This window comes from Planococcus maritimus, assembly GCF_001592825.1.
Lineage (GTDB): Bacteria > Bacillota > Bacilli > Bacillales_A > Planococcaceae > Planococcus > Planococcus maritimus_C.
Window position 1 is genome coordinate 1,285,734 of sequence record NZ_LTZG01000001.1, and the last position, 13,875, is coordinate 1,299,608.

The 13,875-nt window shown below is 48.9% G+C and carries 12 protein-coding genes and 1 riboswitch; of the genes, 2 read left to right on the forward strand and 10 right to left on the reverse strand.

The window, feature by feature from the left end; translation table 11 throughout:
* Positions 1-115: 115 nt before the first annotated feature.
* The 6 genes from AY633_RS06290 to AY633_RS06315 form a co-directional block, all read right to left on the reverse strand.
* On the reverse strand, positions 116-1,525 hold the full coding sequence (locus tag AY633_RS06290; protein WP_068487482.1) for a DHA2 family efflux MFS transporter permease subunit: 1,410 nt from the start codon (positions 1,523-1,525) through the stop codon (positions 116-118).
* A gap of 111 nt (positions 1,526-1,636) precedes the next feature.
* A complete protein-coding gene (locus tag AY633_RS06295; protein ID WP_068487483.1) occupies positions 1,637-4,729 on the reverse strand; it encodes an efflux RND transporter permease subunit in 3,093 nt (1,030 codons plus the stop codon).
* A gap of 107 nt (positions 4,730-4,836) precedes the next feature.
* A complete protein-coding gene (locus AY633_RS06300; RefSeq protein WP_068487484.1) occupies positions 4,837-5,082 on the reverse strand; it encodes a hypothetical protein in 246 nt (81 codons plus the stop codon).
* A gap of 151 nt (positions 5,083-5,233) precedes the next feature.
* On the reverse strand, positions 5,234-6,400 hold the full coding sequence (locus tag AY633_RS06305) for a TraB/GumN family protein (RefSeq protein ID WP_068487887.1): 1,167 nt from the start codon (positions 6,398-6,400) through the stop codon (positions 5,234-5,236).
* Between the two features lie 128 nt (positions 6,401-6,528).
* The gene (gene ypfJ, locus AY633_RS06310) at positions 6,529-7,374 is read right to left on the reverse strand and encodes a KPN_02809 family neutral zinc metallopeptidase (protein ID WP_068487485.1); all 846 of its coding nucleotides are present in this window, start codon (positions 7,372-7,374) and stop codon (positions 6,529-6,531) included.
* A 59-nt stretch (positions 7,375-7,433) separates the two neighbouring features.
* Positions 7,434-8,030, reverse strand: a complete 597-nt coding sequence (locus tag AY633_RS06315; RefSeq protein WP_068487486.1) for a class I SAM-dependent methyltransferase — start codon at positions 8,028-8,030, stop codon at positions 7,434-7,436.
* Positions 8,031-8,180: 150 nt separating this feature from the next.
* A riboswitch (Lysine riboswitch) is annotated at positions 8,181-8,359 on the forward strand.
* A 126-nt stretch (positions 8,360-8,485) separates the two neighbouring features.
* Here AY633_RS06315 and dapA point away from each other — a divergent pair.
* A complete protein-coding gene (dapA, locus tag AY633_RS06320) occupies positions 8,486-9,373 on the forward strand; it encodes a 4-hydroxy-tetrahydrodipicolinate synthase (protein ID WP_068487487.1) in 888 nt (295 codons plus the stop codon).
* Positions 9,374-9,416: 43 nt separating this feature from the next.
* On the opposite strand, the gene AY633_RS06325 is transcribed toward dapA, so the two are convergent.
* Together AY633_RS06325 and AY633_RS06330 are read right to left on the reverse strand one after the other, a co-directional pair.
* Complete coding sequence (locus AY633_RS06325) at positions 9,417-10,250, reverse strand: STAS domain-containing protein (RefSeq protein WP_068487488.1); 834 nt, start codon at positions 10,248-10,250, stop codon at positions 9,417-9,419.
* Positions 10,251-10,376: 126 nt separating this feature from the next.
* On the reverse strand, positions 10,377-11,384 hold the full coding sequence (locus AY633_RS06330; protein ID WP_068487489.1) for a cell wall-binding repeat-containing protein: 1,008 nt from the start codon (positions 11,382-11,384) through the stop codon (positions 10,377-10,379).
* A 295-nt stretch (positions 11,385-11,679) separates the two neighbouring features.
* Between AY633_RS06330 and AY633_RS06335 the strand changes: the two genes are divergently transcribed.
* The gene (locus AY633_RS06335; RefSeq protein WP_068487490.1) at positions 11,680-12,084 is read left to right on the forward strand and encodes a general stress protein; all 405 of its coding nucleotides are present in this window, start codon (positions 11,680-11,682) and stop codon (positions 12,082-12,084) included.
* A gap of 119 nt (positions 12,085-12,203) precedes the next feature.
* Here the strand turns inward: AY633_RS06335 and AY633_RS06340 are convergent, their stop codons facing one another.
* Both AY633_RS06340 and AY633_RS06345 read right to left on the reverse strand, forming a co-directional pair.
* A complete protein-coding gene (locus AY633_RS06340) occupies positions 12,204-12,842 on the reverse strand; it encodes a Yip1 family protein (protein ID WP_068487491.1) in 639 nt (212 codons plus the stop codon).
* A 143-nt stretch (positions 12,843-12,985) separates the two neighbouring features.
* On the reverse strand, positions 12,986-13,873 hold the full coding sequence (locus AY633_RS06345) for an SDR family NAD(P)-dependent oxidoreductase (RefSeq protein WP_068487492.1): 888 nt from the start codon (positions 13,871-13,873) through the stop codon (positions 12,986-12,988).
* Between the last annotated feature and the right edge of the window lie 2 nt (positions 13,874-13,875).

Genomic DNA, 13,875 nt, shown 5'->3' on the forward strand with positions numbered 1-13,875 from the left:
TAAAAGTAGTTTTATCAGAAATTGAACAAATCATTCTCATTCATTGTCTGTCGTCAGACATCTTACCAAATCTGATAGAAGAAGTAAATGCACATATTGTGACATCTTCAGTTCATCACTCGCCTTGTTCCTGGGCCTTTGGATTTTTCATAAAAAATGCTAAAACGATGCCAATGGCACTCAAAATGCCTGTCACCATAAAGGACATATTGACCCCTCGAATCAAGCCTTCAACGCCGTACCGCCCCGGATCGAGCGCGGCGCTGGTCATAATTGTTACCAGCAATGCCGTACCGATAGACCCCGACACTTGGCGCATCGTATTGCTCATCGCCGTGCCATGAGGGATAAGGTGATCCGGTAATTGGTTGAGCCCAGCTGTGGTTACAGGCATCATAACCAGTGCAACCCCCAACATGCGGATGGCATGCATAACAGCCAAATAGACGAATGTTGTTTCAGAAGTCAGGACTGTAAACTGAAAAGTTGAGCCGGTGACAATCGAGAGTCCTGCGACTGCCAGCCATTTGCCGCCAACTTTGTCGAAGATGCGCCCGGCAATTGGGTTCATGAGCCCCATGATGATCGCTCCTGGCAATAATGCCAATCCCGATTCAAGTGCCGTAAACCCATGCATGTCCTGCATATAGATCGGCAAAATCGTCGCACTGCCGATCATCGTGACGAACACGATAATGCTAAGTATCGTCGATAAAGTAAATATGCCGTATTTAAAGACACGGAATTCCAAGATCGGCTGCTTGAGCCTGCCCTGCCGACGAATGAAAAATACTAAAGCCAGCGCACCGACACCGATTGTGGCAATTACGGACACACTGCCCCATCCGGCTGCCCCAGCACTTGAGAAGCCATAAAGCAATCCACCGAATCCTAAAGTCGACAACATAATCGAGACGATATCGATTTTCGGGAAAGTCCGCTCCGTTACATTGCGCAAGAAGAAATACGCCAGCGCCAAATCGATGAGCGCAATCGGAATGACGATATAAAATAATGACCGCCATGGATATTGGCCGACCAAATAACCAGACAAAGTTGGCCCGATCGCCGGCGCGAAGGAAATGATCAATCCAAACATGCCCATTGCCTGGCCTCGTTTTTCAATCGGGAAAATGACGAATAGCACAGTTTGTGCGAGCGGTATCATGATGCCTGCACCTGATGCTTGGACGATGCGCCCAACCATCAAAGTTGCAAAGCCAGGCGCCAGCGCACAAATAATCGTCCCGGCCGCAAACAAGCCCATCGCAGCAAAGAATAGATGGCGTGTCGTGTATTTATTGATTAAAAAAGCAGTGATCGGGATCATGACGCCGTTGACGAGCATGAACACCGTCGTCAGCCACTGCGCCGTATTGGCAGTGATATCGAGATCTCTCATGATATGCGGCAAAGCGGTGGCGAGCAGCGTTTGGTTCAGGATCGCTACAAATACGCCGGCCATCAATACCGCGAGCAACGGTTTTCTATATTTTTCTTCTAAGTCCAAAGTCCCCAAACGCATCGTCCCCTTTTCAAAAATAGCCCTTTCTCTCCTGCTTACCCCATCAGGCAAGCTTTACTCTGCCTACAAACAACAAAAAGCCGCAAAGTCCGAAGACCTTGCAGCTTCTCATCAGGCAGTTTGCTTCTTGTCTTTACGGTTGAACAAATAATACAAGGCAGGAATCATGACGAGCGTGAAGATCCCCGAGAACATGAGACCCGCGATGATTGTGACGGCAAGTGGTTCAAACAATGGATCGCCGGAAAGCGCAACCGGTAACAACGCCACAATCGACGTCAAAGAGGTCAGCACGATCGGCTTGATGCGCGCATAGCCAGACTCGATGATTGCTTCTTTAATATCGAAATCTCCTGTCAGGCGTCGCACTTCGACAAAGTCGATGAGCACTACTGCGTTTCGAACGACAATCCCGGTCAAAGAGACGATTCCCATGACGCCTAGGAAGCTAAGCGGCGTCTGTGTCAGGAACAAGCCCAAGATAGCGCCTGAGATGCCGAGGTATACAGCAATCAGGACAAGGAATGGCAGGCCAAACGACTTGAACTGGAAGGCGATGACGAGATAAACCAGCAATAGAACGACTAAGAACAAGATGCCGATTTCAGCAAAGAATGCTTCTTGATCGGAATTCTCGCCGCCTGTCGACAATTCATAGCCGGCCGGTAAATCGGCGCGAGCGTTGTCGACGATTTCAAGCATTTGCGCTTCAAAGTCATCGGCTTCACCGAACGCACGAAGCGTGATGGCACGGTCTCCGGATTGATGCGGCACTTGTGCAAGTGTCGTCGTTTCCTGTGCCGTGAGTAGTTCGTCCAGTGCGATCAGTTCAGGCGGCCCTGGCTGCGCGGCAGCTGGAGGCCCTGCTTCACCGTCTTGCGCTTCTTCATCGCTTGCGGCAGACGAAGCCGGCAAGCTGAACGCAGAGAGATCGATAGTTTCGCCTTCTGTAATGCCCGCTTGTTTCAAGATGACTTGATAAGGGGTCTGGCCTTCATACAAGGTATAAAGCGGAACGCCTTGCGTCAGTAGCTGCAATTGATTGGTAACGGTCGATAAAGCGATGCCGTTGTCTTCAAGCGTTTCCTGTTCCGGTACATATTCAATCGCCGGTACCGCAGCCCCGAGGTTATCGGTTACAACACTCGCACCGTTTGTGAGCATCTCTTCTTCGAGTGAGTCACGGAGTGCGGCGAGTTCGTTGATGTCTTCCCCTGTCGCCGTTACGGTCACTGGTGCACCGACTGGCGGGCCTTGGACAATCGTATCGAGGAAGATTTCCGCATCCGGGTAACGTTCGCGGAGCTCTGGCTGCCATTTATCGATAAACGCAGAAGCGGAAGTCGCTTCGCGGTCGATACGGAATGCCACTTGGCCCGTATTAGCACCTGTGTTATCCATGGAGGCAGCAAAAAGATTTGGCAAGCCTTCCCCTGTGAAGACAGCCGTTTCGTTGACATCCTCGTCTTCAGAAGCGACTTCTTGCGTGACTTCCTGGATGAATGCATCGGTTTCTTCAATAGTTGTGCCTTCCGCGAGACGGACATTCATGGTCACTTCTTCGCGGTCTGCTTCAGGGAAAAATTCGAATGGCGTGAATAGTGCCAGCGATAGCAAGGCTGTCGCAATGACCAATCCGCCAACCCCGGTCAGCCAAGGATGTTTCAAAACGCCTTTTAATACTTTTTCGGAATACACTTGCGCCAGCTTTTCAAGCGGCTTGCCCAGGAAGCCTGGGGTATCCGAAATTTTACGTTTTTTGCGCTTCGTGCGCAGATATTGCATCATCGGCACGAGTGTAATCGACAAGACCGTTGAAGCTAAAATAGTCGTGATCAAGACACTTGGCAAGGCTTTGATGAACGCACCATTTCCTCCCGATAGCAATAACAGCGGAGAAAACGTCACGACAATGGCTAAACTCGATGATACGATCGATGGATAGACTTCTTTCACCCCGTTGATGGCCCCCGTTAGCGTATTATCGCCAAGTTTGTAGCGCCGCTGGATATTGTCGTTGACCACAATGCTGTCATCGACCAATATCCCAATGGCTATAATCAAGCCAATAACCGAGATTTGGTTCAAATCGACGCCGAGCGATGGGATTGGAATCAGCCCAATCAAGACCGATGCCAGGACCGTTAACGCTACGGCAAATGCGCCGTACAGCGTAAGTCCTGCGGTTGTCACGATTAAGACCGCGAGTACCGCAATTAATAGGGAAATATAAAGCGTGCTGAAAATTTCATTGACGTTTTCTGCTTGAGACACATAACGTTCAGCTGAAATGCCAGCAGGCAAGTCTTCGTTAAAGCCGTCAATCACTTCGCTGACGCGATCATCGACAGATGGCACATCTTGCCCAGTTTGCAAAAAGACTGTATACGACACGGACGACTCGCCTTCAAAGGTGACGATATCGTCAGCCTGCACTTCAGTCAGTTCGACCGATGCCACGTCTGCGAGCGGTACGGCAGTCTGACCGACCTGCAGTTCGCGCAGTTTCTCAATGCCTTGGCTTTGCTGGACGGTCAAGACGAATTGTTGCTCGCCGTCGCTGTGGGTGCCAAGCGATAAAGGTTGATTTGCCTGTTGCAGGCTTTGCAGCACTTCAAACGGCTGCAATTGGTTTTCTGCCAGTGCATCACCGTCTAGTTCAATGACGACTTGCTCTCCGTTTAAGCCTTTGACTTGTGTACCAGCTACGCCGGATACCGCTTCTACTTCATCGGATAACTTGGCAAGCGGCTCTTCAAGTTGTGCAAGTTCCTCTTCATCTCCATAAAACATATAGGAAACCAACGGGAAAGTCAGATCCAGCTTCTCGACACTGACGTCCTGCGCTTGGTCCGGGAAACTGCCGGCAGCGCGCTGTGCCTGTTGCTGAATTGAATTGATTAAGCCATCCGGTTCGATGCCATCTTCAATTTCCAACGTGATAATGGAAGCCGAATTCGCTGAGATGGAATTCATCGACGCGATGCCATCGATGCTTTGCAATTGCCTCTCGATCGGGTTGGTAATGCTTGTTTCCACTTTTTCCGGCTCTGCGCCAGGCAAAATGGTGGAAATCAGTACGAGCCCTGGAGGCGTTTCGGGAATTTCTCGCTGTGGCAGTGTAAGAAATGTATAAACACCGACCAACATGAGGATCAGAATCAAGAAAATGAATAATTTACTGCGTTCAAGTATGTACTGCATAAGGATTCTCTCCCTCCGGTTATTGTATAATTATTGTATAACCGAAGAGTAGAAAGTACCACTTTATACACTTGAAAACCGGCCGATTTTTTTCGGCCGGTTTTCGGTCACACTTTTTCAGGTCGGCGCTGTTTAAAGAAGTATGCCCCGATAAACATGAGAAGAGGCGGCACGATGCTCAATTTGAACACCCAGCTGTCATCTCCCGTAAAGATTAAGCCCATCGGCAAAAGTGACGCAACCCCTCCCCAAAACAACGCTTTCCATGATCTTTTCCAAACGCCGTACAACCCGAGCAGCAATGCGGCAATGACCAGTGACCACAACAAGATTCCCATCAGGAGGAAATCCATCTCCATGCGCCTCCGTTCGGTTTTATACTTTAGTTATACTCCTTTTTATGATAAAAATCACTCATCGAGAATGTTTTTTTACATTTTTATGCGAATATCCGGAAATAAAAAAGCTTCTGCAGGATGTCCCGCAGAAGCTCTAAAAATCCAATTATAAGTTTTCGAAAAACAAACGCAGCACGTCGGCTCCGCCGATAAATGTGCCGAGCGAACTGCCGAGGTTGGTCAAGACGATGACCAGCAATACGCGGGTCACTTTATTGTCCCAAAAGCCTTTCACCGTGAAGACGTCCTTCGACAAAGTATCGAAATCGCCGACATTCGGGCGGCGCACAAACGCTTGTGTCAGCCCGGAAAACCAACCGGCCGCAACGAGCGGATTGAGCGAGGAGATCGGCGCGGCGACAAAGGCGGTGAGAATCGCGAGCGGATGGCCGAATGCGACCGCAGAACCGATGGCAGCAAGCGTGCCGTTCCAAAGAATCCAGCTGATGGCTTGATCAAAGCCCGCTGCCGGGTTGGCATAGAACGTATAGGCAATAATCGACAAGATCATTATCGGAATCGCCCAGCCGATGATTTTCGGCCAGTTCGATTTTTTCGGCACTTCATTGAGTGCTTTCAAATCTTGATCACGGTAAATTTCTTGCTTGATGCCGGGAATATGCGCCGCCCCGAGTACCGCCACTATCTTTTGGCCGGGAGCCTCTTTGATTTTTTGCGCCAAATACTGGTCGCGTTCATCGATGAGCGGCTTTTTGATGCGCGGAAAGGCTTTGGTGAAATCGTCCATGACGGCATTCAAGGTATCTTGCTGTTTCATCTTTTCGAGTTCTTCTTCGGAGATCGATTCCTTGCTGAAGATGCTGAAAAACACGGAAGAAATCAGCTGAACCTTGCCCATCAACCCAATACCGCCCCAGATGCGCGAAAACGTCACTTGGATATTGCGGTCAGCGAGCACGAGTTCTGCCCCGGTTTCTTCTGCTGAACGGATGCCTTGGATCATTTCAGACCCAGGCTTGATGCCGAACTGGTCGGCCAGGCGATTCTGAAACGAAGAAATCGCCAAGTTCATTAGCAGCAAACTGGCTTTCTTGTCTTTGATGATCTTGAAAATATCGGTCTCTTTCCATTTTTTGTCCTGCGTTACCGATTCATAGCGCTGCGCATCGAGTTCAATGCACACTGAATCCGGACGTTCGCGCTCGACCACTTCTTTTACTTGCTCAGCACTCCGCTTGGATACGTGCGCGGTGCCGATCAAAATCACTTGCTTGCCGTCCACTTCAAGACGGGTAATATTGTCTTCTGTCATTAGCTCTTCTGTCATGAGTGTACTTCCTTCATAGAATAGGATTTCTTCTTCATTTTTTCATTGATGAAAAAGACTGTCTATTCTTTATAATGAATCACTAAGCGCAAAATATCAATCTTTTCGAAAGCTTATAATTCCGGTGCGTCAAAGGTATTGCCGCTATTGAGATCACCTGCTTGAAAGCCTTTATAGAACCATTCTTTGCGCTGCTCCGAAGTACCGTGCGTAAAGCTTTCCGGAACGGCATAGCCACGCGTCCGCTTCTGGATCGTATCATCGCCAACTGCACTTGCCGCAGTCAACGCTTCTTCCAAATCGCCTTCTTCTAAATACCCCATGCCTTGAGCGTGATGTGCCCAGACGCCCGATAAATAATCCGCCTGCAACTCCAGACGCACTTGCAATTGGTTGTATTCCGTCTCGCTTAGCTGATTACGCGCCTGCTGTACGTCCCCGAGCACACCGAGCAGATTCTGCACATGGTGGCCGACTTCGTGCGCTACGACATACGCCATCGCGAAATCACCGGGCGCATTAAACTGGCGCTCTAACTCGTCATAAAAACTTAAGTCGATATACAATTTGGAATCCGCCGGACAATAAAACGGCCCTGTCGCAGCACCCGCCATGCCACACGCTGACTGGACACTCTCAGAAAACAGCACCAAAGTCGGTTCGACATACTCCATGCCTTCTTCAGCAAATACTTCTGACCAAACTTCTTCTGTATCCGCGAGAACGACCGATACGAAATCGGCAAGTTCTTCTTCCCGCTCACTCGCCACATATGGTTCGGAGCTAGAATCCCCTCCGCCCTCGCCGCCAAGGATCGCTCCCGGGTCACCTCCGAGAAACGTGATCAACAAAACAATCAGCAAACCACCGATTCCGCCGCCAGCAAGAACCGGGCCGCCGACGCCGCGCCCTCTCCTGTCCTCTACATTCTTACTGCCTGCTCGTCCTTTCCACTTCATAACCGAAACCCTCTTTCCGCTTTCATTTTAATAAAGCTATACCCGTTTCAGCGGAAGCTTCAATCCCACTTCGGCAACCGGTAAATCAGAAACCGCTCGCGTGGATCTTCCGTCTCTACTGGCAGCTCGATATCGCCGGCCCACTCAAAAGCGGTGCGCCGTTCGAGAAAGTCGGTATACTCGACCGATGGATAAAATAACATCACGACGATTTCCCGTGGATGCTCCGTCACAGACGCCAAAACCCTATCTATCACCGTCATAAACACCGGATCGGAAAATGGATTGAAAAAATAAAACCAGCGATCTTCCGGCTGGACTTTATAATCTTGCGCATAACCATTGATGAACTCGATGTCCGGATTTCCTTTATAATTTTTCAAGTTCCGCAGCGAGGCTTCGTGCAGTGATGGGTCGACTTCCACTCCTGCTGACGGCGTCCCAAACAGATGGTGCGCAAAGAAATTCAAGCGCCCTTTGCCGCTCCCGAAATCGACCAGCCTACCTGCTCCTTTCAGCGGATGCGCCTTGAACAATCTATCCAGCCACGCATAGGGTGTCACTTCGAAACGGTGCTCATGCATCGATGCATTAAAGCCCATTTGTTCGCCACCGGTTTGGATATTCAATTGTCTATCCATTTGATGATCGTCCATTTGATTGCCTCCTTTGATCTCTTGAGAGCAGTTCACGCCGCAGCGCTCTATTCCCACATTTTACAAAATAAAAAATGCATTTCCACTTGCCATTCCCTTTTCTTTCTGTTATATTACAGCTAATTCAATAATTTCTTGCTTCCTTAGTGGAGCGAGGATAGAGGCGCAAAAACCATCAGTACGCAACCCGAGGAGTATGGGCTCTTAGGACGGTTGTCGAAAGGGGGATTTGCCGAAGCGGCAGGATGCTCATATTCCTGCGCGCTGGTTCTGCACTGAAGAAGTGCCGGACTGTCATATAGGAAACTATATGGAGGGCTATCTGACGAACAGGAACGATGGGTAAACATTGTTTCTAACGGCAGCAACGGGCCCCCGTTGCTGCCTTTTTGTTTACTTCGGACCGGCCCCCACCTCTAACTTTTGAAAAAAACTTAGAAAAGGGTGTGTTCTCTATGAATTTCGGTCAAGTGATCACTGCGATGGCGACGCCATTCGATGCAAACGGTGAAATCGATTTTCAAGCAACAACAAATCTTGTGGAGTATTTGATCAATAACGGCTCAGATGGAATCGTCGTCGCCGGAACAACTGGCGAATCGCCGACTTTGTCGATAGACGAAAAAGTGGCATTGTTCGTTCATGTTGTTACCGTAGCCGATGGGCGCGCGAAAATCATCGCGGGCACCGGCTCGAACAACACGCGTGCATCGGTCGCCTTGACCGAGCAAGCAGAGCAAGCGGGCGTCGATGGCGTCATGCTCGTCACTCCTTACTATAACAAACCGTCGCAAGAAGGCATGTACCGCCATTTTGAAGCCATCGCAAGCGCGACGACGCTTCCAGTCATGCTGTATAACATCCCGGGCCGCAGTGTCGTCAATCTATCGGTCGATACCATCGTCCGCCTGTCGCTGATCGACAATATTACGAGTGTCAAAGAAGCAAGCGGTGATTTGGATGCCGCATCTGAAATCATCGAACGCACAACTAATTTCGCGGTTTATAGCGGCGATGACAGCCTGACTTTGCCGATGCTTTCTATCGGCGGAACCGGCATTGTCTCGGTCGCTTCCCATATCATCGGCAACGACATGCAGGACATGATCAAAATGTTCCGCACCGGCGACACAGCAGGAGCCGCCGCGCTTCATCGCAAATTGCTTCCGACGATGAAAGCGTTGTTCGCAGCGCCAAGCCCGAGCCCGGTCAAAGCGGCACTCAATCTATTGGGTGTCCCAGTCGGTGGCGTACGCTTGCCGATGCTTGCTTTAACCGCAGAAGAAACCACGACGCTGCAGCAATTCCTGCCGTCCGCAAAACAAGACGCCGTCACCAATTAAAAAAGCTTTGCCGCTCCCAATAAAAAGAGCGGCAAAGCTTTTTTTAGTTGTAGACCTTTTCCAAGGCGCGTTTCAAGCTGCCCCCGATATTCAAGGTACGCACCTCAACGCCAAGTGCCGTCATGGATTGCGCCGTTTCCGGACGAATTCCTGTCAGCACTGCTTCAACGCCGATCAGCCCAAGCGATTGGATGATTTTGATGATTTGTTCTGCCACCATCGTATCCACACGGACAACCCCGGATAAATCGACAATTAAGGTGCTAATTTTCAATTCACTGGCAGACAATAAGGTTCGTTCTAAAATATAACGCGCCCGGTCGATTTCAATGCTGCCGACCAATGGCAAAATTGCGACTGAATCACTAATCGGAACGACGGGTGCGGACAATTCCAGAAACTCTTTGCGCGCGGTCGCCAGATTTCGTTGATAAGAAGTGGTGTAGGCGTGGGTATACGCATATGTCGCGTGATCCAAAAGCGCATGCAACAGTTCTGCCGCATCGTACGTTATTTCCGGGGAAATCGCTAAGCGGCGGCCTTCACTTTTGATCAAAGTCGCAATGTGTTTTCGGTACAAGGCGGTTTCTGCAAGCGCCACGTCTAATGACATGCCATGCGCTAAGAAAAAATTGCCGGTCGCGGTCCCCCATTTCGCCATATCCGCCATTATCTTCTCTTCATAGCAGCTATTCTGTATCGATGTGCCGAGCAAATCGATGAACCGGACGCGTTCTTCCAATACTACAGCCGAAAGCTCTTGGTTGCTCACAGAAGCTGCCGTCAAATCTGCTTGCCGTTCTTCTTGAATCAATCCTGCAATCATGTATTTTTCCTCTACCACTCGTTTACCGAACAATACCATTTCCTTTTCCATGGCGACCTCCGTTAGTTGCTGCTGGCTTTATTTTTTGCAATGAATTCATTATACCGAAGCTTCCGGACAAGGGCCTGCTTTTATTCACAAAAAAATGCCCGCCGGATGGCAGGCATTTTTCAAATATTATTTAGCGAACAATTTTTTCAATGTATCAGATGAAACGGCCCCTTCGCCACCAAAGATTGTGTAGAAAGAATCTTTTGATGCGAAGTCTTGAATTTGCTCTTTAGAAGCGGCAGCTGGCGTTTTGGCAGTCAAGACCAAAGGCCCGCCATACGAAGCAGTTAAAGAACTACCTGATAGTGCATCCGGATAATTGGTGCCGGTTGCGATAGATACTTCATTTTCATCTACCAAGAAACCATTTTCCAATGCAAATTCGTTAAATTGTTGGTTAGTCTCATAACGAGTCGCACCTGCGAAACGAATCGGCTCTTCTTCGAATAATGCTTCAACTGCCGGTCCTACTGCGCCTGTACCACCGACAACAAGCGGCCACTCCGGCTGGTTTTCTTCAATGTAATCCGCAACGACTGTTGGAACCGCGCCAGTTGCCGGCACAAGGAGAATCGGGTCAGCGTAAAGCGCTGCTGCCGGGGAAACGGACAATGAATCTGCGAAGTTTGCGCCTGTAGCGACGTAAAGCGTGTCTCCCATGCCTACTTCTTCTGCGATGTTAACAGCGGTTTCGTAACGCGTCTTGCCGCTGATACGATCCACTTTTACGCCAAGGTTCTTGATTTGGGTTTGGACTTTGTCAGAAATAGCACCAGTTCCGCCGACTAGGATAACGTTATCCGCACCCAATCGCTTCAACTCAGCCGCAAATCCTTCAGGCAGTGAATCTTTTTTCGTCAAAAGCAAAGGTGAATAATGAAGACCTGCCAGCGGTGCTGCAGCTAAAGCATCCGGGAAATCGGCGCCAGTCGCAACTACTACTGTTTCAATGCTGTCATCGTCCCAACCGTAAAAAGAAACTTCCAAGCTAGTCTGGTAGCGGTCACTGCCAAAAATACGGTCTGAATTGCCTTCCGTCAATGTGGCCGCAGAAGCTGCGCCAGTCGGTAAAACTGCTCCAAGAGCCAAAGCTGCAGTCAATGCCGCAGTCGTCAAAACTTTGCTATAAGTCATCGTTAATCGTTTCCCCATTCTGTAATGTATTCATTTCTTTTCCAATTATATGATATTTTACGAACATTACAATAGGTTTACAAAAATTTTTATTACTAGGCACAAATGCTTTTCTGTTTTCTTCATTTCAATAAGCTTTTTGCAACTTCATACTTTCTTTCCCTAACATCGAAAGTATCTTTTCTTTACGTCCACTTAAGGCAAGATGCACGGAAGGTTTATCGATTCTCGATTTTCGGGTACATAAGCCGTAAAGACGAGTCGGTAAAAAATAACCTTACAGGAGGATGCGAGGATGCAAAAACATGGCCACAAAATGATCGGTACATTCGATGTGCAGGCGGAAGTGATTCACGAAATCGGGGAATTGAAAGCACAGGGATATAGAGAACAAGACATGTACGTCGTCGCATTGAACGGCCAACAGCTGCAGATGGTACAAGGCCAGACAGATGTCCAGTTGAATACGGATGAAGGCGACTTCATGGATAAATTCAAATCATTTATTTCCGGTGAAGACCCAACGAAGGATGCACTCATTCAAATGGGGCTCTCTGATGCGGAAGCGGAACAATATTATCAGCAGATCCAAAACGGCAAGCTCGTTCTTTACGTCGATAGCGAATACGGCATGAACTACCGAAACTTTGATGCTGCAGCGGCGAAATTGACTGGCAAGGAACAGGACGAAAACACCTGAATAAAAGGAAATCTTCACAAAGCGTGTTTCCCGCCCATCCGAAACGAAGTCGAAGCCATCTCAGTAAAAATGCAAAAAGCGATTCCGAAAATATACGGAATCGCTTTTTTTACTTTCCTTTAAAATACCGTAAACAAGATGGCCACCAAGAAGAAGATAACGACAACAGATAGTAGAAAAGAAGGAATTACAATGACGAAAAACCCTTTCCACGCTGAAAAACGATGCGCTTCTCCCACTGCCTTGCATTGAATGACAAAGGTCCAGACTGCAACGATAAACGATGCGGCCAGCAGTATAAAGCCAATTACCATGCCGATTCCCGTATCCGGTTCAACCATAGCGGATTCACTTTCCATATAAAAGGTTGCCGGTGATACAAGGAGCCAAATCAGCCACATTGGCAAAAGCCAAATTTGCGGAATGCTCGAGGTGATGACTGCCCGGAACATTTCCGTATAAGTCCCGACCCCGCCGAACAACTTGCCGAACAAAAGATAAATGCCGGAAGCAATCGAAATCCCGACCAAGACAGCAAGAGGTCCTAAAAACAAAGATCCGAGGATGACTGTCACTGTAGAAAAGAATTGTTCCTCGCTTGATGCACCCGAAAGTCCCCCTGCAAAGCCCGTCAAGACGAGAAGTAGAACAATAAAACTTGTCGGCTTTTCTTCAATAACATAACGGACGGTCTCGCGCGGACGTGTCCAAATAGCCGTAAATGGATTTAATTGAGTGTATTCAGTCGCTTCACGCATGCCATCGACCACCCTGATGTTCTTTTTCTGTAATATTCATGAGCACTTCCCCCTTATATTTCCATCTAATCATATTCCACTATTCTTGTAAACAACTGGAAGAATAGATTCTACCCCTATAAAAAAAGCTCAGGCACGCTCGCCTAAGCTTTTCGGTGACCGCCAGGAGGATTCTCCCTTTCCTCTGTCGATTCATGCAGAATTCCACTATGCGCCGCTTTAGGCGGCAATTTTTCAAGATTGATCCTAACGAAACGCGCTGAACGTTTCTCTCTTACTTTCGGTGCCATCCGCGATAATAAGCGTATAGTTTTCGTTCGTTTACCAACTTCTACTACTTCTCTCGGCTCATCGATTAAGTCAAGGATCACTTTGGCTGCTTGCCGGGGATCGTTCATCGACTTCATATCGACGACTTTCCCGGAATAATTCCCCGCATATTCGAACCACGGCGTATCTGTTGCCCATGGGAGCACCGAACAAACATGGATGTCATGGTAGCCTTCGAGTTTCATTTCTTCATTGAGCGCTGAACTGAAACCGAGAACGGCATGCTTGCTGGCGCTGTAGCCGGTAAAATAGGGAAAAGAGACATCACTCGCTACCGAGCCAATATTGATCAAGGTGCCGCTGCCGATTTCTTTAAAATGGCGAAGCGCAAAATGACTGCCGTTTACTGTTCCTTTGACGTTCACTTCCACCATGCGCGTGAGATCTTCGAGCGGAATAGATGTGAACGGGCCAATCACTCCCACACCTGCGTTGTTAATCCATACATCGATTTTCCCAAAACTGGTCAAGGCTTCCTCAAACAACCAAGCGACATCCGCTTCACGACTGACATCCATCGTTACGGCAATGGCATTTGGCCCGAGTTCACAAGCAAGCGCTTCGATCAAGCCGGTGCTGCGTGCTGCCAGGACCAAATTGGCCCCGTCTATGGCCAATTGCCTTGCCACTTCCTTGCCGAGCCCGCTGGAGGCACCGGTAATGACGATTGTCTGACCGCGCCGCGATTTTTCCTGTGCCATGT